This is a genomic window from Arthrobacter sp. 24S4-2 (assembly GCF_005280255.1).
In the GTDB taxonomy this organism is placed as follows: Bacteria; Actinomycetota; Actinomycetes; order Actinomycetales; family Micrococcaceae; genus Arthrobacter.
In genome coordinates, this window is the sequence record NZ_CP040018.1 from 5,426,613 (window position 1) to 5,446,897 (window position 20,285).

Consider the following 20,285-nt stretch of genomic DNA (forward strand, 5'->3'; position numbering starts at 1 on the left):
GTCAGTCCCGCCAGTCGGCTGCGCTGTGCGATTCAGCTAGGCGGCGCCCGATACCCCGGGCGGCCGTCTGCAGTGCGGGCACCAGCGCCTGCAGGCGCACCTCCCGCAGGGGAACCACGACGCCGATCGCGGCCACCGTCCGCTTCTTCCGGTCCATCACCGGGACGGCGATCCCCCAGGTATCCGGATCCACCACGCCGGCCAGCTGCGCGTAGCCCTGGTGCGCCGCCTCACCCAGCTGGATCCGCAGCTCCTCGCGGGTCAGCCGCCCGGCCGGATCCGAAAAGCCGTCAAGGTACTCCGCCTGGACGGCGTGGGGCTGGTTAGCCATCAGGACCAGCCCCGCGGACGACACATGCACGGGCATGCGGCCCGCCACCTGGGCCCGGTTGGCCACCGAGCCGCGCCGGGACAGCCGCTCCACAAAGAGAGCTTCCCAGCCGTCCAGCACGGCAAGGTTCACGTTCTGGTTCAGCACCTGCTGGATGTCCTCCATGAAGGGCATCGCGGCCTGGCGCAGCTCGAGCGTGGGGGAATTTCGGTTCACCAGCTCCCACAGCCGAAGGCCCAGCTGCACCGTGCCGCCGGGCCCGACGTCCAGGAGTCCATGGCCGGCCAATTGCCGGACCAGCCGGTGGGCCGTCGTCAGCGGCAGCCCGGCCCGGGCGGCCAGTTCGGAGAGCTGCAGGACGTTGATGCCTTCGGGAAAGGCGGAAATAACGCGGACTACACGGTCCACCACCGAATCGCCTGACCCTGAGTTGGCCACGTCTTTCCTTCCATTGAATGGTTTGAAGTGTCCCACACAACACGGTGCAGTGGTACAAATCTCAAAAGGGGAACCTCCGGTCCCGGCGGGACCGCCAGCAATCAACCGGCAAACATCGATCCTGAGGTAGCAATGTCAACGACGTCGTTGGAACACAAATCACGCTGGCCTGTCTGGCTATGCTGGCTGGCCATGGTCCTGGACGGCTTTGACCTCGTGGTCCTGGGAACGGTGATCCCCACCCTCATCAAGACCCACGAACTTGGCTTCGACGCCGTCGGCGCCACGTTCGCCGCAACGATCTCGCTCGTGGGCGTGGGCCTCGGCGCCCTGTTCATTGCCCCGCTTTCGGACCGCTTTGGCCGGCGGAACCTGCTGGTGGCGTGCGTTACGTGGTTCTCCATTTTCACCATCGCCGTGGTCTTCGCCCCCAACGTGGCCATCTTCAGCCTCTTCCGGCTGCTGGCCGGCCTGGGGCTGGGGGCCTGCCTTCCCGCCGCCCTGGCGTACATGAACGACTACGCCCCGGCGGGATCGGCCGGAAGGTCCACCACCCGGACCATGACCGGATACCACGCCGGCGCCGTGGCCACCGCTTTCCTGGCCCTGATGGTCATCCCCGATTGGCGCGTCATGTTCGTTGTGGGCGGTGTTGCCGGTTTCGCCCTGGTGCCGTTCCTGTGGTTCAGGCTGCCCGAGACGCTGCCCGCCGTCGTGGTCCTCCCGGCACTGGACAAGGCCCCCGCGACAGAGCCCGCAGCGGCCGCCGAGGAACGCGCCAGCTTCAAGGACCTCGGCCGGAAACCATATCCCCTCATTGCCGCCGGCGTTGCCGTGGCTTCCTTCATGGGCCTGCTGCTGGTCTACGGACTGAACACCTGGCTGCCGCAGCTCATGTCCTCGGCGGGTTACACCCTCAGCGCCGGGCTCTCCCTTCTGCTGGTGCTGAACGTGGGAGCAGTCGTGGGCCTGGTGGTGGCCGGCATCCTGGCCGACAAGCACGGCACCAAGAGGATCGTGCTTCTCTGGTTCGGGCTCTCGGCGGTGTTTCTGGCCGTGCTCAGCGTCAAGATCCAGAACGAACTTCTCCTGAACGCGGCTGTCTTCGTGACCGGCGTCTTCGTCTTCAGCTCCCAGGTGCTGGTGTACGCCTGGGTCAGCCAGCTGTTCCCGGCCCGGCTGCGCGGCACCGCGCTGGGCTTCGCCGCAGGGGTGGGCCGCCTCGGCGCCATTCTTGGCCCGGCAGTGACAGGTACCCTGGTGGCCGCCGGAATCGCCTACCCCTGGGGCTTCTACGTGTTCGCCACTGCAGCCGTCCTGGCGGTTGCCGCGCTGGTGCTGGTCCCGCAGGTGGTCGCTGAAGCGGCAGGCAAGCGGACCGCCGTCGGGCCTTCCTAGGCGGGCAGCCGCTGGGCGGCGGTATTGGCCCGGATGCGCCGCCAAACGGCGGGTGCCACCACGACGGCGATGCCGACGGCCGCGCCGATAACCGTCTCCACGATCCGGTCACGCAGCAGCAGCTCCGGGGCCGTAGGCGCCGCCAGAAGTGTTGCGCTCAGGGCCAGCGGCGTAACGAAAACCTGCGCCAGGACGTATTGCCGCGCGATGAACATCTCGGCGCCGAACTGGCACACGGCAATCACCAGGACCGTCTGCCACGGCACGGGGTGCAGCAGGAGGACACCGGCAAGGAGGATGAGGCCCAGCACGGTTCCGATGATCCTCTGGATGCCCCGCGCCACCCGGTGGCGGGTTGTGCGGCCGACCAACGGGACGACGGCGGCCACCATGGCCCAGTAGTTGTGGCCGAAGCCGAGCCACTGGCCCACCAGGGTAGCCAAGGTCCCGGCGAGCCCGGCGGCCACGAGGTAGCCCACCGCTTCGAGCCCGGCAGCCCGCTCTTCCTCCGGGGTGAGCCGTACGGGCTCGGGCGTGGCCCACGGGGTGCGGCGGCTCCGCACCAGGCGCGAGGATATTCCGATCAGCAGGCAGAACACGGTGGTCAGGACCGAGACGAGCAAGCACTGCCACAGCGGCGGCTGGCTGGGAATGGAGGCGATGGCTGCGAACGCGAAGATGTGGAACAGCGAGCCGGCCGGACGGTGCCGCCACCTGGCAATCACCAGGGAACAGGCTCCGGCCACCAGGGTGGTGGCTGCCACCTGGGCCCAGGTGGCAGCTGTGTCCGACAGGCCCAGCGCCTGGCCCGCCCGGGCGGACAGAGTGGCAAGCAGGATGACCAGGAGCATGAGCGATCCGGCGCGCACCTGGATTAACAGCCGCTTCCGGTGCATCTCGCCGCGCCCGTAAATTCCGGTGAAGGCACCGAAGGAGGCAAAGATGGCCAGGTCCGTGCGGCCAAGCAGGACCAGGATGATCAGCGGAACGAAGACGCCCACGGCGCAACGGATGGCGACGTGATGGTCCTTATTGCCCGGAGCGATGGTGAACATCTCGGCGAACAGCTTCACGTGGGGTCACGCCTTTCGATACGGTGCCAGTCTGGTGGCGGCAGCGTTGGCGTCCACTCCAAATCCTACGCCCGGGCCGGACGGCACCGCCCCCGGCGCACTGCGCCGGGGGCGGGGGCGGTGCGGGGCGGGGACTGGTAGTGTCTATCGGTTAAATCACAGACCGAAATGCATACCGGAGGCACCCATGCTCAAAGGATTCAAAGATTTCATCCTTCGCGGCAACGTGATCGAACTGTCCATCGCCGTCGTCGTTGGCACCGCCTTCACGGCCTTGGTCGGCGCGTTCACCACCAATATCGTGAACCCCATCATCGCGGCGGCCGGCGGCGTCCAGACCGAAGGGCTCGGCGTCCACATCTGGCCCGGCAACGACAAAACGTTCGTCAACTTCGGCGGGGTCATCACTGCCTTCGTGACATTCCTCATCACCGCGGCCGTGGTGTATTTCATCTTCGTGGCGCCCATGAACAAGATCAACTCGCTGGTGAAGAGCAGGCTGGCGACGGCAGAGCCCGAGGAAGAGCCCATCCCGGCGGACACGGCACTCCTGGCGGAGATCCGCGACCTGCTGACGCAGCTCGCCGGCAGCGACAAGGAACTCACGTCAGCCGGCGCGGCGTCGGGCGTTTCCGCGGGCGCAGCCGCGGCCGTTTCCGCGGCTGTGCAGCATAGGGGTTCCGAAGCGTCACGCTGACGTCGCCGGCGGATCAGGCGGTGGCAGATGACGGCGCTGGACAGACCAGGTCCGTACTGATCAGGCGCTGGCCGCCTCCGCCCGCCGGAACCCTCCGTTCCATTTGCCCCGCCGCACGGTGACGGGTATGCCGGCGGCGGCGAGGCGCACCGAGCGGACCACGCGGGACTGCTCGCCCGGAGTCAGCTGGTGGTAGACGGGCAGGATCACCGTTCTCTCCGCCAGACGTTCCGTAACGGACAGGTCCGCCGCGCCGTAGTCCAGGCCCAAAAAGGCCGGCTGGCGATGGACCGCCGTCATCCCCGTGCCGGCGGAGATTCCGTCGCGCGATAACCGTTCCAGCAGCTCATTGCGCCCCGAAGCGAATGACGGCAGCACTTCAAGCCAGAAGGACTGGAAATTGCTGGTGCCGTAAACGGGGTCCTGGATGCAGCGCACCCCCTGGATGCGCGCAAGTGCCAACTGGTAGCTGGCGACGATTTCCCGGCGATGGGCCACAGCTTCCTGCAGCCGTCCAAGCTGAACCAGGCCGATCGCTGCCTGCAGCTCGGTCATGGGGTAGTTGAAGCCGGCGCCCGCTGCCTCATCACGCAACTGCCGGGCGCGGTTTGCCCATGCGGTGCTCGGGGTGGTCAGCATCCCGCCTTCCCCGGTGGTGAGGACCTCATGTGAGTCGAAGGACCAGGTGGTCAGTTCGGCTCCGGCTCCCACCGGACGGCCCTGGTAGGTGGAGCCCACACCGCCGCCCGCGTCCTCTATCACCGTGACGCCTAGCCGGTCACACAGGTCCCGGATCGGCGCGAGTTCAACCGGCATGCCTCCCTGGTCCACAACGATCACAGCGCGGGTGGCGGGTGTCAGCGCCGCTTCGACCGTCCGGACGGATACGTTGCCGGTTCCCGCCTCGACATCGGCAAAGACCGTCCTGGCGCCCAGCTGGCTGACGGCGTTGGCTGTGGCAACGGCAGAAAACGAGGGCAGGACGACGTCGTCCTCCGGTTCGACCCCGGCGACACGCAGCGCCAGGTGGAGTGCGGCTGTGCCGCTGGACACCGCGACGGCGTGCGGTGCCTGCTGCGCCGAGCCGAACGCCTCTTCAAACTGCCCTACGCGCGGCCCTTGGGCAGTTCGGCCGGAAGCCAGCACTTGGACGACGGCATCGGCTTCCTCCTGTCCCACCCACGGCCTCATGACACCGATGCGGCTTACCGCATGATTTTCGCTGATAGTCACCGTGTCCTCCCACTCGCCAAAGGGGCATCAGTTGATGCCCCTTTCATTGAACGCGTCGCTCCTGGACGCCGTCACGAGAGTGGCGTACCCGTATTTACCCGCATGACACCACGGTTTAGGGGTGGAATACCCGCTTGGGAATGGCGGTGTTGAGCCGGTATCGCGGCAGTACTTGGATTGCCTGCGGCGCGATACCCCGCCGATACCTGTGCGGGCGGTTAGTCTGCCGGCCCGGGTCAGTCACCCGCCAGAGTGCGGCTACTTTCATCGCGCTCCCACGTCCCCGGCCCGGCGGCGCCCTGGCGGCCGGCCACCGCGAACCCCAGGTAGACGGCCGCGTGGACTGCCGAAAGCGGGCCGCGAATAGAGCGGAGCACCTCACCGAGGGTCTGCCGGGCAGTGCTGTGCTCGCCGGCGGCGCCATTCTGCTCGGCGTTCCCGCGGTAGACGCGATGAAGCACCGCCAACTGGGCCCTGGGTGTCCTTGGCGGACTGATCACCACGGGGTCCACGTCGAGGACAGCCTTTTCCTCCGCCCCGAACAGCCGGTCAACAAACAAGTCGTCTGCGGTCAGATCGGGAAATGCCCCAAATCGCTCGCGCCCCTGTTTGGAAAGGCCATACACGCCGCCAGCCCAAAGCCGGTTTCTGGCCGACGGCAGACGCAGCCGGGTGCGGTAGTAGGAGTGGATCAAGGGGTGGGCGTCCTGAAGGTCGAACTGCACGGCCGGTCGCGCGGCCAACGGGCCGCCGGGGGCCAGCGCCGTCAAAACGTCCCTGACTGCATTGGCACTGATCCGCACATCGGCGTCGAGGTACAGCCTGGGCCACAGTGTCGCAGCCGCATCGCCTGCATTGAGGGCCGCCGGCTTGGAAGGCCGGTCAATTTCCAGCACAGTTACGCCCTCGAAGCTGCGGGCGATCGCGGCGGTGTCATCCGTACAGCCGTTGCACACCACAATCACCTCAACCGTCCGGGCCGCAGCAAGAGGGGCGAGTGGGGCAAGCGTCCGGGCGATAACGCTGGCCTCGTTGTGCGCCGGAACGATCACCGAACCGTCAGGGAAAGGCACAGGGACCGGGTCCCTGGTGGCACCCGGCAGGGCAGACCAGCTGCTTTCGTCGAGAATGGTCCGCAGCACCCCGCGGCGGTCCGGTTTCCAGCACCGCAGAAGTTCCGAGAGGATGACGGCGCCGTGGAAGACCGTCGCGTGGGGGGCCGAATGGTACTTGCGGAAGTACCGGACACGGTTGACGGCCAGCAACGCATTGAGCTCCGGTGATGTGCCGGATCCTGCGCCCGCATGCGTCATGACGGCGGCCGGCTCGTACCAGACGGTTTCACCCATCGTCCGCAGGCCGCGGAAGAAGTCCACCTCCTCTGAATAGAGGAAGTACGACTCGTCCCACGCCAATGAGTCGGCAAGGCTGCGGCGGACCATCAGGGCAGCCCCGGTGGCCCAGTGCACGGTATGGGGATGGGCGTAGCTCTCCGTGTTGTAGTCGGTGCCGGCCAGCCAGCCGGGACGGTCGGGGAACCTGCACCCCACCAGTGCGTCGCTCAGGGCATTGGCGAGGCTTGGCTCGCGGTACAGCGAGCGGCTCGTTTCGCCGCGCTCGTCCAGGAGCCGCGGAACAACTGCCCCGGCCCGGGATGAACGCAGCCGGTGCATCATGGCCATGAGGCTACCGCGTTCCAAAGTGACATCGGGGTTCAGGACCACCACTGTGGCAGCGTCCCCGGCCCGCCGCATGGCCGCATTGATGCCTCCTGAGTACCCCAGGTTGCCTCCGGTGGCGAACGCAATCACGTCCGGATGGGCGCTGCGCACCAGTGCCAGGGTGCCGTCTGTCGAGGAATTGTCCGCCACGAGCACGCGCAGGGTCAGGTCCGCCGTCTCCTCCCGCAGGCTCTCCAGCAGCGAACCGATGCCGTGCCCGCTGTTGTAGGCGACGACGACGACGGCAGCATCCGCAGCGCCGTCCGGTCCGGTGAAGCGGCCCGGCGTCCGCGGGGCGGCAGCGGACGATGGCCCGGATTCCGGCCGGGCGTGAGGTACGGTGCACGATGCTGTGCGCAGCTTCAGGTACGCGGGCGGGCCGTCGATCAGGTAGCGGCTGGCCAGCCGTTTGGGCTCCAGAGCCAGCCGGTACCCCCATTCCAGTCCGTGGTCGCTGGCCCATTGGGGCGCGCGGTGCACCCTTCCGGCCAGGAAGTCCACCGCTGCGCCGAAGGCGAGGAGCACGGCGGCGCCGGTCAGGGCTGCGTAGTGGTCGATCCAGAGTTCCTGCCGTGGCTTGCCAAGTCCCACGTAGAGGATCTGCACTTCGACTGCGGCGATCTCCGCGGCGATCCGCATTGAGTCGGCGGCGGAGGCGAGTGCTTCACGGTCCGGGGACCACATTCCTGCGACGTTCAGGCCCGGGTGCTCCGTGGCAATCTTTTGCGCCAGCAGCTGCTGGTTCTCGGTTGAACCGCCAAGGAAACCCACGCGGAGGCCCAGCTGCTCGGCCCGGTCCAGCAGCGGCGAGGCGAGGTCGCTCCCGGCCAGGCGCGGCCAGCGGTGCCCGGTGAGCCGTTGGGACTGCGACACCAGCGGCGCGCCGTCGAGCAGGTAGAGCCAGTCGACGGTACTGGCCGGATCCGCGTGGAGCGTGCCTTCCCAGCGGCCGCCGGCACCAAAGTGGTGGAGGTGGTCCAGGTTGACGGAGGCAACACCAAGGGGCGGCAGGCCCCGCCGTCCGGCCCGGGCCAGGATGAGGTCCAGGGCCGGCTCGGGATCCATCAGATCAACCGGAGTGCCACCCAGGATGACTTTGTCGACGTTCATGTTTTCCACGCCGCCTCCTCAGTAGCTTTCCGCAGGCATCAGTCGCCCGTTGGTTTCGATATAGCGGTGCCCGGTGACGGGGCAGAGCCAGCTGCCGCCGTCGTCCTGCTTGAGCGGATGGCCGGCCTCGCCCACCCAGCCCATTTGCCGCGCCGGCACGCCGGCCACCACGGCATAGGCAGGGACGTCCCGGGTCACGACGGCGCCCGCCGCCACGGTGGCCCACTCGCCAATGGTCACCGGGGCGATGCACACCGCCCGCGCGCCGACGGAAGCGCCCCGGCCAACGGTCACGCCGACGGCGACCCAGTCCTCTGCACCCTTGAGCGCCCCGTCCGGAGTGATGGCCCGCGGATGCAGGTCGTTGGTGAGGACGGCGGCGGGCCCGATGAAAACACCGTCGGACAGCCGGGCCGGTTCATAGACCAGGGCATAGTTTTGGAGCTTGCAGTTGTCACCCAACCGGACGGCCGGCCCCACGTACGCGCCACGGCCGATATTGCAGTTGCTGCCCAGGGTGGCGTCTTCCCTGATCTGCGCCAAGTGCCAGATCCGGGATCCGTCTCCGACGCTGGCGGTCTCTGCCACGTCTGCCGTGGCGGCGATGGTGATCATGTGCTTCCTCCCAGGGATGGTGGCGCCGGAGACCGGCGACGTTGGTGGTTTGCTGTGCCGTCGGCGCACCAGGACAACCGCGAGCGCACCGAGCAGCGCACCGGCAGTGTTGCTTGCGACGTCGCGGAGGGTGGCCTGCCGCTGGTCCAGCGCGAGGAACTGGACTGCTTCAATAACGCAGGAGGCAACCAGGCCTGCCACGCCGCCGAGCCACCAGCTGCGCGCCGGCAGCAACGCGGCTATAAGCAGTCCCAGCGGAACGAAGAGCACCACGTTGGCGGCCACCTCGACGTGACCTGCCCGGATTCCTGCCGTCAGGGGCTGGTCCTGGAAAAAGTTCAGAAAGCCATGAAGGAGGCCGTCAACGGGCCGTTCCACGGGCGTGGGCCAGAACCCGACGCACGCCAGGCAAGACAGGCAAATGAACAGCGCGGCGAAGAGACTCCAACGGCGCCGGATCATGGCCGCTCCATTGCTGATAGCAGCTGTTCTATGACGTACTCCTGCTGCTGTGCCGTGATATGCGGGTAGATCGGCAGCGAAAGCATGGTTGCCGCGGCTTCTTCGGCCACCGGGAACGCCCCGCGGCACAGCCCCAAGTGCCGGTAGGCGCCACTCAGGTGCATCGGGACCGGGTAGTGGATGCCCGCACCGATACCGGCGGCGTTCAGGGCTGCAAGGATGCGGTCCCGTTCAAGGACCCTGACCACGTACAGATGCCAAACATCCACGTTGCCTTCAGCCGTGCACGGCAGCACGATGCCGGGCACGTCCTGAAGCATGGCCAAATAGCGGGCGGCGGCTTCCCGCCGTCGTTCGTTCCAGGCCGCAAGGCGGCGCAGCTTGGTGTTGAGCACCACTGCCTGGATGGTGTCCAGGCGGGAATTCATGCCGATCTCGTCGTGCTCGTATTTGACCAGGCTGCCGTGCGCGCCCAGAAGGCGGACCCGGGCCGCTATCCGGTCGTCATCCGTCAGGACCGCTCCGGCATCACCGGCCGCGCCGAGGTTCTTGCCCGGGTAGAAACTCGTTCCCGCGACGATTCCCAGCGTGCCGGCGGAGCGTCCGTTCCGCGACGCGCCCTGGGCCTGGGCGGCATCCTCGACAATCACGGCGCCGGCCCGGTCCGCCGCGGGCTTCAGCTTTTCAACGAAGGCAGTCTGCCCGAACAGGTCGACGGCCACGATTGCCTGCGTATTCGCAGTGATGGCCTCGCTGACACGTGCTGGGTCGATGAGCAGATAGTCCGGGTCAACGTCGACGGGTACGGGGACCGCCCCGATCCGGCTGACGGCCTCCGCAGTGGCAATAAAAGTGTTGGCGGGCAGAATAACTTCCCCGCCTGGCCGGACCCCGGCGGCGCGGAGTCCCAACTCCACAGCATCGGTGCCATTGGCTACGCCGACACAGTGCCTGACTCCGAGGAAGCCGGCGTAGGCCTGTTCAAATTCGGTCACCTCAGTGCCGCCGATGAAGGCCGTCCGGGCAAAGACTTTCCTGATGCCGTCCTCAACTTCATGGACGATTTCTTCCTGCTGCGCACCGAGGTCCACGAGCGGAACCGTCAATGGGAACGTTGGTGAAAGAGTCATCGTGCGCCTCCCGAAATAGCAGCTGTCTCCAGGGCTCGCGCCGGAACGCCCACCCACGTCTGTCCGGCCGGCACGTCAGCCAGCACCACGGCCCCCATACCCACGATGGCGCCGGCGCCGATGACGGTCCGTTCCCGGACGCATGAGTTCATGCCCAGGTACGCTGCCCTCCCCACCCGTACGCCGCCGCCGAGCGAAACTCCCGCCGCAAACGTGGCAAAATCCTCCACCACGTCGTCATGGGTGAGGGTCACCCCGGGCATCACCACCACGTGGTTGCTGATCGTGACGCCGGCCGTCAGGGTGACGTGGCCCAGCAGGATGTTGCCCCGTCCAACGTGGCATCCCTCCGGGAGCCGCACTGAGGCGTCCACCACCGTGGCATAGCGCCGGTCCGGGAACCCCAGACGGGCAAGCCTGTCCACGATCCGGTCCCTGCCGCTGCCCGCGCCGACACAGACCACCACCTTGGCGTCCGGAAGGTTCAGGGCATGGCTGACCGGCCCCAGGATGTGCGCGCCATCCAGGGCGGTGCCGGCCCTGGCGGGGTCGTCGTCGAGGATTCCCACGACGTCGAACTGGCCGCTGTCCCGGACGGACGCGAGCACTTCCCGGGCGAGGCCGCTGGCCGCGATGAGAATGAGGTCAGCCATGGTTGCGCTCCCCGCCGGCAAGCCGGATGGAACGCAGCACCCGGGACTGCTCGCCGGGAGTCAGCTGGTGGTACACCGGCAGGATCACCGTGTTGTCAGTGAGCCGTTCGGTGACGGACAGATCGGCAGGACCGGTGTCCCGTCCGGAATAGGCGGGCTGCCGGTGTGCCGCCATGATCCCGCGGCGTGCGGATATCCCGTCGCGGGCCAGCCGCTCCAGGAGTTCATCGCGGTCCACCCGGAACGACGGCAGGATCTCCACCCAGAAGGACTGGAAGTTGCTGGTGCCGTACTCGGGGTCCCGGACCGGCCGGAGACCTTCCCCCGGCTGAGCGCCGACTGGTAAGCGGCCACGATCTGCCGCCGCCGGGCCACTGCCTCGCCCAGCCGCCCCAACTGGACCAACCCCACCGCGGCCTGCATGTCAGTCATCCGGAAGTTGAATCCGGCTTCCAGGTACTCCTCTGCCGGCGCAAGGAGGGATGCGTGGCGGTCATTCGCCGAAACGCTCATGGCATGCTCACGCAGCCTGCGTGCCCGGCCTGCCCACGCCGGGTTGGGCGTGGTGAGCATGCCGCCCTCGCCGGTGGTCAGGATCTTGCGCGGGTGGAAGGACCACGCGGCCAGGTCTGCACCCGCCGCCACCGGCCGGCCACGGTATGTGGATCCCGCGCCGCAGGCTGAATCCTCAATCACCGTGATGCCGAGCGGGTCACAAAGGGCCCGGATGGGGTCCAGGTCCACGGGCATTCCGCCCTGGTCCACCACGATCACTGCCCGGGTTGCCGGGGTCAGGGCAGCGGCAATAGTCTGCGCCGAGACGTTGCCGGTTTCCGCTTCAACGTCGCAAAACACCGTCCGCGCCCCCACATAGCCGGCAGCGTTGGCCGTGGCGATGAAGGAGAAGGAGGGCACCACCACGTCATCGCCCGGGCCAAGGCCCGCCACGGTCAGCGCAAGATGCAGCGCCGTGGTGCAGTTGGAAACGGCGACGGCGTACGTCGCCTTCTGGGCGGCGGCGAAGGCTTCCTCAAACTGCGCCACGCGGGGTCCCTGCGCCACCCAGCCGGACGCAATCACCTCCGCCACGGCCTCGGCCTCTTCGGTCCCAAGCCAAGGCTTCATGACATTGATCCGGCTCAGCGCCTGCTCCTGGCTGATGGTCACCGCACGCCCCCCAACCGGGAGGCGGCGATTTCGCTGCGCAGCGGACGCCACCAGTCGACAAGTTCCCGAAGACCGTCTTCAAGCCCGGTTTCGGCCGTAAAGCCAAGGTCCAGCCGGGCCGCGGAGGTGTCCGCGAGGCGCCGGACCACGCCGTTGATGGCACGGTCCGGGCCGTGTTCCACCTGCAAATCCGAGTCCATGGCACGCAGCAGTGCCTGGGCCAGTTCCAGCAGGCTGGTCTCCTCGCCGCTGGCGATGTTGTACACACCCTCGCGGGCGCCGCTGCCGGCGGCCAGGATATTGGCGCGGGCTACGTCCCGGGTGTGGATGAAATCCATGGTCTGCCGGCCGTCACCGAAAATCATCGGCGGCTGGCCGTCCGCTATGCGTTCCATCCAGCGCACCAGCACCTCGGTGTAGAGCCCATGCACGTCCATCCGCGGTCCGTAGACGTTGAAGTAGCGCAGCAGCACATAGTCCAGGCCGGTCATGGCACGGAAGCTTCGGGCCATGCCTTCGTTGAAGGACTTGGCCGCCCCGTAAAACGTGTCGTTGTTGTGGTGGTGGTGGCGTTCGGTGGTGGGAAATTCCTCCGCCATTCCATAGACCGAGGCGCTGGAGGCCGCCACGAGCTTGCCCACACCATGGTCCGCCGCGGCCTCGAACACGTTGAATGTGCCGTCCACCAGGACTTCCAGGGCAAGCCGCGGTTCCTCCGCGCACTGGGTGATCCTGATGGCGGCCTGGTGGAAAACGATGTCCTTGCCGGTGGTGAGGTCATGGACCAGGTCGCGGTCGCGGAGGTCCCCCTCAACCAGCTTGACCTTGCCCGTGGCCACCGCATCATCGAGGTTGGCTCGGCGGCCGCGGACCAGGTTGTCCAGCACATCGATGCGCTCGGCTCCGGCGGCGATCAGATGGTCGACGATCGTGGAACCGATGGTGCCGGCACCGCCGGTGACCAGGATCCGCGCGCCCTGGAGAATGCTCATCGCAGCCCCTCCATCTGCGTTTCGTTGCCGGTGACGGCGATGGACTGGCCGTCACCGCTGAGGCTCCGGCTGACGGCTTCGAGCACCGAAAGCACGCGCAACCCGGAGACGCCGCTGGTCCTGGCGGGCCGGTGATGCCAGATGCTGCTGGCAAATTCCGCAACCATCTGGCCAAGGGCCTCGTGTTCCGGCAGCGCGGGCGACCACGTGTCGCCCAGCCGGTACGAAATCGCTGAGGCCTTCCTTTCCGCCGGGGACCGGTACTTCCTGTCCAGGCTGACGCCGCGGTCGTAGACACTGAGCCGCTGCTGCGGATTCAGGTCGTCCCAGACAAGGGTCCGCTGGGAACCTCCAACCACCATTTGCCGGATCTTGGTGGGACTCAGCCAGTTCACGTGCACGTGCGCCATCGCGTCGTTGGGCAGGGCAAACGTCAGGTGTCCCACGCAGTCCCGTCCGGTGCCCAGCGGATCGGCGCCGTGGGCCGCTACTTCAACTGGCCGGAGGCCGCCGGGAAGGATGAAATCGATAATGGACAGATCGTGCGGCGCCAGGTCCCAAAAGACGTCCACGTCCGGCTGGATGAGTCCCAGGTTGATCCGTACCGAGTCGATGAAGAGGATCTCCCCCAGGGCGCCGTCCGCAATCAGTTCCCGGATCTTGAGTACGGCGGGGGTGTAGCAGTAGGTGTGGTCCGCCATGAGGACCAGGCCGCGTTCTTCGGCTTCGTCGACCATTTCCACACCCTTGGCCCTGCTGTCCGCCAGTGGCTTTTCGACCAGCACGTGCTTGCCCGCCCGGAGCGCTGTCAGGGCGATTCCGTGATGGGTATGCGCCGGCGTGGCAATGGCGACCGCGTCCACGTCGACCGTATCCAGCAGTTCGTCGATGGACTCGCAGACCGGAACACCGCCGTTCGCTGCCGCGAGCTTGGCGGCGCGGTCCCGGTCCATGTCCACGACGGCGGCCAGCTTCCAGTCGGGGCTGGACTTGAAGTTGCGGGCAAGGTTGGGCCCCCAGTAGCCGGCGCCGATGACGGCGGCCCGCAATGGTGCGGCGGAGGCCATAAGGTCAAGGTCCCTGCGGTAGGACTCCTGTGACGCGTCCATGTTCGTCCCCTCTTTTTAATACGCGCCCGAAGGCATGCACATTGCTTTGAAGGTCCGCCACATGATGATGACGTCCCCCATGATTGACCAGTTTTCGACGTAGTAGAGATCGAGGCGCACGGCCTCGTCCCAGGGCAGGTCCGAGCGGCCGTTGACCTGCCAAAGGCCTGTGATTCCAGGTTTGATCAGCAGCCTGCGGTGGGTGTGCCGTTCGTAGGCCTCCACCTCGCGCTGCAGCGGCGGCCGCGGGCCCACCAGGCTCATCTCACCGGTGAGCACGTTCCAGAACTGCGGCAGCTCGTCCAGCGAGTACCGGCGCATCCAGCGCCCGCAGCTGGTGACGCGGGGATCGTTCTGCATCTTGAACAGCACCCCGGCCCCCTCGTTGTGTGTCATCAGTGCAGCGAGTGACGCTTCCGCGTCGGTGACCATGGAGCGGAACTTGATCATCCTGAACGGCCGCCCAGCCTTGCCCACCCGCTCCTGCTTAAAGAAGACGGGGCCGGGGCCGCTTCGCCTGACGATGATGGCGAGGGCCAGGAACAGCGGCGACAGCAGCGCGAGGGCGACGGACGCGACCACGATGTCCAGCAGCCGCTTGAGCACATGCTTGCCGCCGCTGTACTGCGGCACATCCACGTGCATCAGCGGGAGGCCCTCCACCGGGCGCCAGTGGATCCGCGGCCCGGCCACATTCGTCAGGGAGGATGCCAGCACCAGTTCGGCAGAATGCTCCTCGAGCCGCCAGCCCAGCTCCCGGATGTACTGGTTGCCGCCCGGCACCGGGCCGGACACAATGACAGCCTCGGCGCCGTGCCGCCCCACCGTGCGGACAATGTCATCGGTGGACGACAGCACCGGGACCCGCCGGCCGTCGACGTCGAGCATCATTCCCCGGCGTGCCCCCGGAAGCGACACCCCAAGAATTTCGTACACGGCCCCGGTCTTCTTGGCGATCCGCTTGAGCACGTAGCGGACGTCTTCAGGCTCACCGATGACGATTGCCTTGACCAGGAACTGGCCAACGGCCTGCTTGCGGTTGTACCAGCGGCGCGTGAACCACCGGTTTGCCACCAGCGCCAACAGGCCCAGCGGGAACGATGCCACATAGAACGCCCAGGCCGGTTCCAGGCGGAACACCACCAGGAACATGGCCAGCAGGCCAAAGACCCGGGTGGTGGAAACGGCAACGCGCTTGTATTCGCTGGAACCGACGCCCAGGACCTTCGGGTCACGGGTCCGGTAGAAATGGAGGGCTCCGGTCCACACCACCACCAGTCCCACGGACAGGGCGCCGCCCAGGGCGTTGTCACGGCTTTCGGCAAAGGAATGGCCGCCGTCGAACCTGATCACGTAGCCGATGAAAACAGCCACCACTACCAGCAGGGAGTCGGTCAGCCGGAGGAACCGCGCCAGGTAACGGGCCCACTCACGGCCGGAGGGCCTGCCTCCCGAGGGTTTCCCTTCCGGTCGGTTCAGCGAGGGTCCGACGGCGGAAGGCGGCGGACTTGTGACCGTCGCTGCGCTTGCGCCAGAACCCTGCAGCTTGAGCACGAACGGGCCCGATTTCCAGAGCTGGCTCATTGCGGCCCCCGCGCTGTATCGGCTGATGGGAGCCCCGTGCAGGCAAACGTCGTCGCCATGGCCTATCCCCCACAAACATTGGTAGGCGGCACCGGTTGATGCCTTCCCCAATGAAAGCCGGGGGCTTGTCCCGGCGTCACGAGGGCCCCTACCCGGCTTTTTATGCAGGTGTGCGGGGCTTTATACGGGTATTACTCGGACGGGTAGCGGGCCGTTAGGTAGCCTGCCCGCTATCATGCGTATCCCTGATCCCCCGGGACACCCGGGCCTACCTGAAACCGGGGCAGGACGCCGGGCTGTCCGGGACCTGCAGCATCCGACGGCCGCGGCACTGTGTGGGACCAAAAAACCGCGCCAATTCAGCGATGTGGGCGTTCGTGACGCGGGCGCAATCCTCCCGAAACAGGGGGCGGACATGATGTGAGTATGAAGCGCAAGGCACAGTCCTCCGAAACGGCCGACTTGAGCTGCGAAGTTTGCGGCCAGATGCCGGAACCCACAAAAACCCGGCTCACACTGGCGAATATCATCGTCATGCTGCCGATTGAGCTCCTGGTGCACGCCGCCGTCGTGGAAACGCATCTCCCCTATGTGGCGAAAGTCCTGGTGCTGACCCTGACCGCCACTGTGCTGGTGATCTGGGTGGCCGAACCTTCGGCAGCCCGCGTGCTGAGGAGCTGGCTGCACGCCCCTGCCCTGCGCCACCGCAGGCGTCTGGGCACGGCGCCTGCCCTGTGGCGTGCGCGGATCGTGCTGCGGGACCAGCCGGGGTCGCTGCAGCGAATCACGCAGGCACTGGCCCGGCTCGATACCAACATCCTCAGCATCCACGTCCACCCCGTGGCGGGCGGGGTCCTGGACGAGTTCGTGCTGTCCGCCCCCGGCCACCTCGGCGAGCGTGAGCTCCTCGAGGCGCTGCGCGACGGCGGCGGACGGCACCCCCATGTCTGGCCCACCACCGCGCTGGCGATGGCCGACGGACAGACCAGGGCCCTGAGCCTTGCCGCCCGGATTGCCGGCAATCCGGATGAGCTTCCGCTGGCGGTGGCCGAGCTGCTTTCCGCAAGAATCGTGCCCGTTTCCGTGGAGGGGAGCCAGGAACTGCCGGCACCGGCCGACGCCGGGACGGTCCTGAAAATCCCGACGGCCTGGCACGGCCCCATCACCTTCTACCGCCCCGGGGAGCCTTTTACGCCCGCCGAATCCGCCCGGGCGCACCGCCTGGCTGAGCTGGCCGAGATCCTGGCGCACAGCGACAGCCGGTAACGGGGCGTTACGGCACGGCGGTCCGCCGCAATAGGGGTGGGCCGAACGACAGTCACAATCGGTAAATAGGCTTCCGGGCCGGGTTTGCCGGAAAAACCCTTGACAGTGGCGGGGGTCACTTCTATCTTTAATTTTGGGATCCCAAAACGGGATCCCAAAAAGTGAACAATTTCCCCGGCCTTGGCGCCACAGCTTGGCGCACCACCAGATCCAGTCCGGGACAGCTTGGCCGCCGCCGAATCCGGCCGCCGGCCAGCCACAGCACCAGAGTCTTTCCCCTGCCCGCAAATCTTCCCTGTGAAGGAGAAACTGTGTCTCTTCCTAGTACCGAAACTTCCAGTACCGAAACGTCCAGTACCGAAACACCAGGTGCCCAACCCGATCCAACAGCAGTTCAGACCCCTGAGGGCCAAACCGGCAAGGACGGCGTGCAACGGCGCACCAATGTCCGCTGGAAGCTGTTCCTGCTGCTCCTCGTCCTGGTCTCCGTCAACTACATCGACCGGGGATCCATCTCGGTGGCCTTGCCCATCATCCAGAAGGAATTCAACATGGCCCCGGAGCTGGTGGGCCTGCTGCTCTCCGCCTTCTTCTGGACCTACGCCCTCATGCAGATCCCGGTGGGCCTGCTGATCGACAAGTTCGGCCCACGCAAGGTCATGACAGCCTCGTGCGTGGGCTGGGGTGCCGCAACGGCCGCCTCGGGCATGGCCGGCGGCTTCCTGAGCATGTTCATTGCGCGGCTCGGCATCGGCGTCACCGAAGCCGGCGTCATGCCGGCCGGCGGAAAGCTCAACGCCATCTGGATGCACAAATCGGAGCGCGGCCGCGGTGCCACCATCCTGGACGCCGGCGCTCCCCTCGGCGCCGGACTGGGCGGCATCCTCATCGCCAGCCTCATCGCCGCCACCGGCAGTTGGCGCAGTTCCTTCGTCATCGCCGGTGCCGCAACGGTCCTGATGGGCCTGGCCGTCTGGTGGTACGTCCGGGACAACCCGCGCCAGCACCGCGGGGTCAACGCCGCCGAGGCGGAATACATTGAGGCCTCGCACGCCGCGGAGGACGCCGAAGCCGAACTGGACGGCAGCAAGGGCAAGCGCGCCCTGCTCCCCTACCTGAAATTCCGTTCCTTCTGGGCCATGTGCTTCGGCTGGCTGGGTTTCAACGGCGTGTTCTACGGCCTGCTCACCTGGGGACCGCTCTACCTCGCCCAGGCCAAGGGCTTCGACCTGAAAACCATTGGCTGGTCCACCTTTGTGATCTTCGGTGCCGGCTTCGTCGGCGAAATCCTGGGCGGCACCATCGCCGACAAGTGGCGGGCAGCCGGCGCCTCGGCCAACCGCGTCATGCGCACCCTACTGGGCATCTCCAGCGTCGTGGTGATTGGCGGCCTCGTCGGGGTGACCGTCGTGGCGGACCCGACCACCGCCGTCGTCCTCCTCTCCGTGGTGATGTTCTTCCTCCGCTGGGTGGGGCTCTTCTGGAGCATCCCGTCCATCCTCGGAGGCCGGACCAACGCCGGTGTGCTGGGCGGGGCGATGAACTTCAGCGGCAACATCTCCGGCTTCGTCACCCCCATCGCGGTCGGGCTGATCGTTGGCGCCACCGGCTCCTACACCTGGGCGCTGCTGTACTTCGTGGGGTCCGCGATCATCATGGGCGTGTCCGTCCTGACCCTGGACTACAACAAGCGCCTCCCTGTCTAAGCGCTCGGCCCTAAGCTAGGCACCGCAGCACCCCTCCCGGCGCCGGGAGCGCACTACCCGTCACGAAACCCGAATGGAGCACCATGCTTACCGCAGAAGAAACCCAGGACAAGGACCGCCCCCTCCGCGAGACTGTCCGGGACACGCTCCGCACCAGGATCTTCGAAGGGCACTACGCTCCCGGCACCAGGCTGGTGGAACGCGACCTCGCCGCCGAGTTCAACGTCTCCCGGCTGCCGGTCCGGGAGGCGCTGCGGATGCTGCGCCAGGAAGGCCTTCTGAGCGACCGGGGCGCCCGCGGCGCCGAGGTCAGCTCGCTGAGCCCCAAGGACGTGGAGGACCTCTTCGATGTCCGCCAGTCACTTGAGGTGCTGGCCTGCCGCCTCGCCGCCGTCCGGGCCACCGCCGAGGACCTTGAGTACCTTGACGGGCTGCTGGATGAGGCCGAACGCTGCCTCGCCAAGGGCGCCGTCATGGAGGCCCACCGGGCCAACAGCGAATTCCACGACGCCATCACCCGGATCGCCGACAACGGCTTCCTCAGGTCAGCCCTGGAACCCCTGCAGGGCCGCATGCACTGGCTGTTCAGGCATGTCAGCGACCTGCCCGAACTGATCCAGGAACACCGGGAACTGTACGGCGCCATAGCCAGCGGCGATCCCGACCGTGCCGCCGCCCAGTCGGCGTCGCACATCGGCAAATACCGCGAACAGTTCCCCGACGACTTCCAGAAAACAGAACCCGCTCTTCACCGGAAGAAAAAATGAAACTCCTTGTCATCAACCCCAACATCAGCGACGACGTCACGGCGCTGATCGAAGCGGAGGCCCTGCGCTCCGCCTCGCCGGACACCGAGCTGGTGGTCCGCACCGCCGGGCACGGCGTGGAATACATCGAAACCCGCTTCGAGTCCCTGATCGCCGCCGGCGCGGTGGCCGAGATCATCGCCGAATACACCCCGGAAGCTTCCGACGACGGCCCGACCGGTGTCGCTTATGACGGCAGCGCCGCCCGCGCGGACCGCATCGACGGTGTCATCGTGGCGGCCTTCGGGGACCCGGGAATGCCGGCCCTGAAGGAGCTCGCGGACGTTCCCGTCATCGGCATCACCGAGGCCGCACTGTGCGCCGCTGCCCTGCAGGGCCACCGCTTCTCCGTCATCGCCATCTCGGACCGGATCCGGCCCTGGTACCTGGACTGCGTGGAACGTTTCGGCCTCGGCGGCCGGCTGGCCTCCATCCGCTCCATCAACGAGAGCCTCAACGGCATCGGTTCCGTGCAGCAGGACTTCAAGGAAACGCTGCTGTCCCTGAGCCGGCGGGCCGTCACCGAGGACGGGGCCGACGTCGTGATCCTCGCCGGCGCGCCCCTCGCCGGGCTGGCCCGCGAACTTCGCGGCCAGATCCCGGTCCCGGTGGTGGACGGCATCTCCGCCGGCATCCGCATGGCCGAGGCCGTCGTCGGACTTCAGTCCGGGCCGCACCGCGCCGGAGCCTTCGCACCGCCGCCGGCAAAGGCCCGCAAGGGCCTCTCCGAAAACCTCGACGCCGCCCTGGCGGCCGCACAGTCTGCACCCGCCGCTTCAAAGAACTAGGAGGAC

General features: G+C 67.2%; 16 protein-coding genes and 2 pseudogenes. 6 read left to right on the forward strand and 12 right to left on the reverse strand.

Features of this window, described 5'->3' with window-relative positions:
* Position 1 precedes the first annotated feature (1 nt).
* The gene (locus tag FCN77_RS25160; RefSeq protein ID WP_137324476.1) at positions 2-769 is read right to left on the reverse strand and encodes an IclR family transcriptional regulator; all 768 of its coding nucleotides are present in this window, start codon (positions 767-769) and stop codon (positions 2-4) included.
* 132 nt (positions 770-901) lie between these two features.
* Between FCN77_RS25160 and FCN77_RS25165 the strand changes: the two genes are divergently transcribed.
* Entirely contained in the window at positions 902-2,167 is a 1,266-nt protein-coding gene (locus tag FCN77_RS25165; RefSeq protein WP_137324477.1) for an aromatic acid/H+ symport family MFS transporter, read from the forward strand.
* Here the strand turns inward: FCN77_RS25165 and FCN77_RS25170 are convergent.
* On the reverse strand, positions 2,164-3,240 hold the full coding sequence (locus FCN77_RS25170) for an FUSC family protein (RefSeq protein WP_137324478.1): 1,077 nt from the start codon (positions 3,238-3,240) through the stop codon (positions 2,164-2,166). The two genes, FCN77_RS25165 and FCN77_RS25170, sit on opposite strands and share 4 nt — an antisense overlap.
* 187 nt (positions 3,241-3,427) lie before the next feature.
* On the opposite strand from FCN77_RS25170, the gene mscL reads away from it, so the two are divergent.
* Positions 3,428-3,937: a large conductance mechanosensitive channel protein MscL gene (mscL, locus tag FCN77_RS25175; RefSeq protein ID WP_254678753.1), complete on the forward strand. Its 510-nt coding sequence runs from the start codon at positions 3,428-3,430 to the stop codon at positions 3,935-3,937.
* A gap of 60 nt (positions 3,938-3,997) precedes the next feature.
* Here the strand turns inward: mscL and FCN77_RS25180 are convergent, their stop codons facing one another.
* The 10 genes and pseudogenes from FCN77_RS25180 to FCN77_RS25220 all read right to left on the reverse strand — a co-directional run bounded on the left by FCN77_RS25180 (position 3,998) and on the right by FCN77_RS25220 (position 15,713).
* Positions 3,998-5,170, reverse strand: coding sequence for a DegT/DnrJ/EryC1/StrS aminotransferase family protein (locus FCN77_RS25180; RefSeq protein ID WP_137324479.1), 1,173 nt, complete (start codon positions 5,168-5,170; stop codon positions 3,998-4,000).
* Between the two features lie 236 nt (positions 5,171-5,406).
* Positions 5,407-8,001, reverse strand: a complete 2,595-nt coding sequence (locus tag FCN77_RS25185; RefSeq protein WP_254679065.1) for a WecB/TagA/CpsF family glycosyltransferase — start codon at positions 7,999-8,001, stop codon at positions 5,407-5,409.
* An 18-nt stretch (positions 8,002-8,019) separates the two neighbouring features.
* On the reverse strand, positions 8,020-8,616 hold the full coding sequence (locus FCN77_RS27285) for an acyltransferase (protein ID WP_254679066.1): 597 nt from the start codon (positions 8,614-8,616) through the stop codon (positions 8,020-8,022).
* A gap of 126 nt (positions 8,617-8,742) precedes the next feature.
* Positions 8,743-9,078, reverse strand: a pseudogene (locus FCN77_RS27290) (VanZ family protein); the annotation flags it as partial.
* Complete coding sequence (locus FCN77_RS25195; RefSeq protein ID WP_137324482.1) at positions 9,075-10,208, reverse strand: DegT/DnrJ/EryC1/StrS aminotransferase family protein; 1,134 nt, start codon at positions 10,206-10,208, stop codon at positions 9,075-9,077. The pseudogene FCN77_RS27290 and the gene FCN77_RS25195, both read right to left, overlap by 4 nt.
* Positions 10,205-10,861 (reverse strand): NeuD/PglB/VioB family sugar acetyltransferase, encoded by a 657-nt coding sequence (locus FCN77_RS25200; RefSeq protein ID WP_137324483.1) that lies wholly within the window; start codon positions 10,859-10,861, stop codon positions 10,205-10,207. The genes FCN77_RS25195 and FCN77_RS25200 overlap by 4 nt, the downstream gene beginning before the upstream one ends.
* Positions 10,854-12,028: pseudogene (locus FCN77_RS25205) on the reverse strand (DegT/DnrJ/EryC1/StrS family aminotransferase). The gene FCN77_RS25200 and the pseudogene FCN77_RS25205 overlap by 8 nt, the downstream one beginning before the upstream one ends.
* Positions 12,025-13,020, reverse strand: a complete 996-nt coding sequence (locus tag FCN77_RS25210; RefSeq protein WP_137324484.1) for an NAD-dependent epimerase/dehydratase family protein — start codon at positions 13,018-13,020, stop codon at positions 12,025-12,027. Before FCN77_RS25210 ends, FCN77_RS25205 begins: the two are co-directional and overlap by 4 nt.
* Entirely contained in the window at positions 13,017-14,129 is a 1,113-nt protein-coding gene (locus tag FCN77_RS25215) for a Gfo/Idh/MocA family protein (protein WP_175417393.1), read from the reverse strand. Before FCN77_RS25215 ends, FCN77_RS25210 begins: the two co-directional genes overlap by 4 nt.
* Positions 14,130-14,144: 15 nt before the next feature.
* Positions 14,145-15,713, reverse strand: a complete 1,569-nt coding sequence (locus FCN77_RS25220) for a sugar transferase (protein WP_137324485.1) — start codon at positions 15,711-15,713, stop codon at positions 14,145-14,147.
* Between the two features lie 426 nt (positions 15,714-16,139).
* Here FCN77_RS25220 and FCN77_RS25225 point away from each other — a divergent pair, with 426 nt between their 5' ends.
* The 4 genes from FCN77_RS25225 to FCN77_RS25240 all read left to right on the forward strand — a co-directional run bounded on the left by FCN77_RS25225 (position 16,140) and on the right by FCN77_RS25240 (position 20,279).
* Positions 16,140-16,979, forward strand: a complete 840-nt coding sequence (locus FCN77_RS25225) for an ACT domain-containing protein (protein WP_137324486.1) — start codon at positions 16,140-16,142, stop codon at positions 16,977-16,979.
* Positions 16,980-17,407: 428 nt separating this feature from the next.
* Entirely contained in the window at positions 17,408-18,685 is a 1,278-nt protein-coding gene (locus tag FCN77_RS25230) for an MFS transporter (protein WP_254678754.1), read from the forward strand.
* Between the two features lie 83 nt (positions 18,686-18,768).
* On the forward strand, positions 18,769-19,452 hold the full coding sequence (locus tag FCN77_RS25235; protein WP_137324488.1) for a GntR family transcriptional regulator: 684 nt from the start codon (positions 18,769-18,771) through the stop codon (positions 19,450-19,452).
* Complete coding sequence (locus tag FCN77_RS25240; protein WP_137324489.1) at positions 19,449-20,279, forward strand: aspartate/glutamate racemase family protein; 831 nt, start codon at positions 19,449-19,451, stop codon at positions 20,277-20,279. The genes FCN77_RS25235 and FCN77_RS25240 overlap by 4 nt, the downstream gene beginning before the upstream one ends.
* Positions 20,280-20,285 lie beyond the last annotated feature (6 nt).

What these genes read in the sequence shown, in the direction of transcription:
- FCN77_RS25165 (WP_137324477.1), top strand. Translation starts at nt 902, where the DNA reads ATGTCAACGACGTCGTTGGAACACAAATCACGCTGGCCTGTCTGGCTA.
- mscL (WP_254678753.1), top strand. Translation starts at nt 3,428, where the DNA reads ATGCTCAAAGGATTCAAAGATTTCATCCTTCGCGGCAACGTGATCGAA.
- FCN77_RS25185 (WP_254679065.1), bottom strand. Translation starts at nt 8,001, where the DNA reads ATGAACGTCGACAAAGTCATCCTGGGTGGCACTCCGGTTGATCTGATG.
- FCN77_RS27285 (WP_254679066.1), bottom strand. Translation starts at nt 8,616, where the DNA reads ATGATCACCATCGCCGCCACGGCAGACGTGGCAGAGACCGCCAGCGTC.
- FCN77_RS25195 (WP_137324482.1), bottom strand. Translation starts at nt 10,208, where the DNA reads ATGACTCTTTCACCAACGTTCCCATTGACGGTTCCGCTCGTGGACCTC.
- FCN77_RS25200 (WP_137324483.1), bottom strand. Translation starts at nt 10,861, where the DNA reads ATGGCTGACCTCATTCTCATCGCGGCCAGCGGCCTCGCCCGGGAAGTG.
- FCN77_RS25210 (WP_137324484.1), bottom strand. Translation starts at nt 13,020, where the DNA reads ATGAGCATTCTCCAGGGCGCGCGGATCCTGGTCACCGGCGGTGCCGGC.
- FCN77_RS25215 (WP_175417393.1), bottom strand. Translation starts at nt 14,129, where the DNA reads ATGGACGCGTCACAGGAGTCCTACCGCAGGGACCTTGACCTTATGGCC.
- FCN77_RS25220 (WP_137324485.1), bottom strand. Translation starts at nt 15,713, where the DNA reads ATGAGCCAGCTCTGGAAATCGGGCCCGTTCGTGCTCAAGCTGCAGGGT.
- FCN77_RS25225 (WP_137324486.1), top strand. Translation starts at nt 16,140, where the DNA reads ATGAAGCGCAAGGCACAGTCCTCCGAAACGGCCGACTTGAGCTGCGAA.
- FCN77_RS25235 (WP_137324488.1), top strand. Translation starts at nt 18,769, where the DNA reads ATGCTTACCGCAGAAGAAACCCAGGACAAGGACCGCCCCCTCCGCGAG.
- FCN77_RS25240 (WP_137324489.1), top strand. Translation starts at nt 19,449, where the DNA reads ATGAAACTCCTTGTCATCAACCCCAACATCAGCGACGACGTCACGGCG.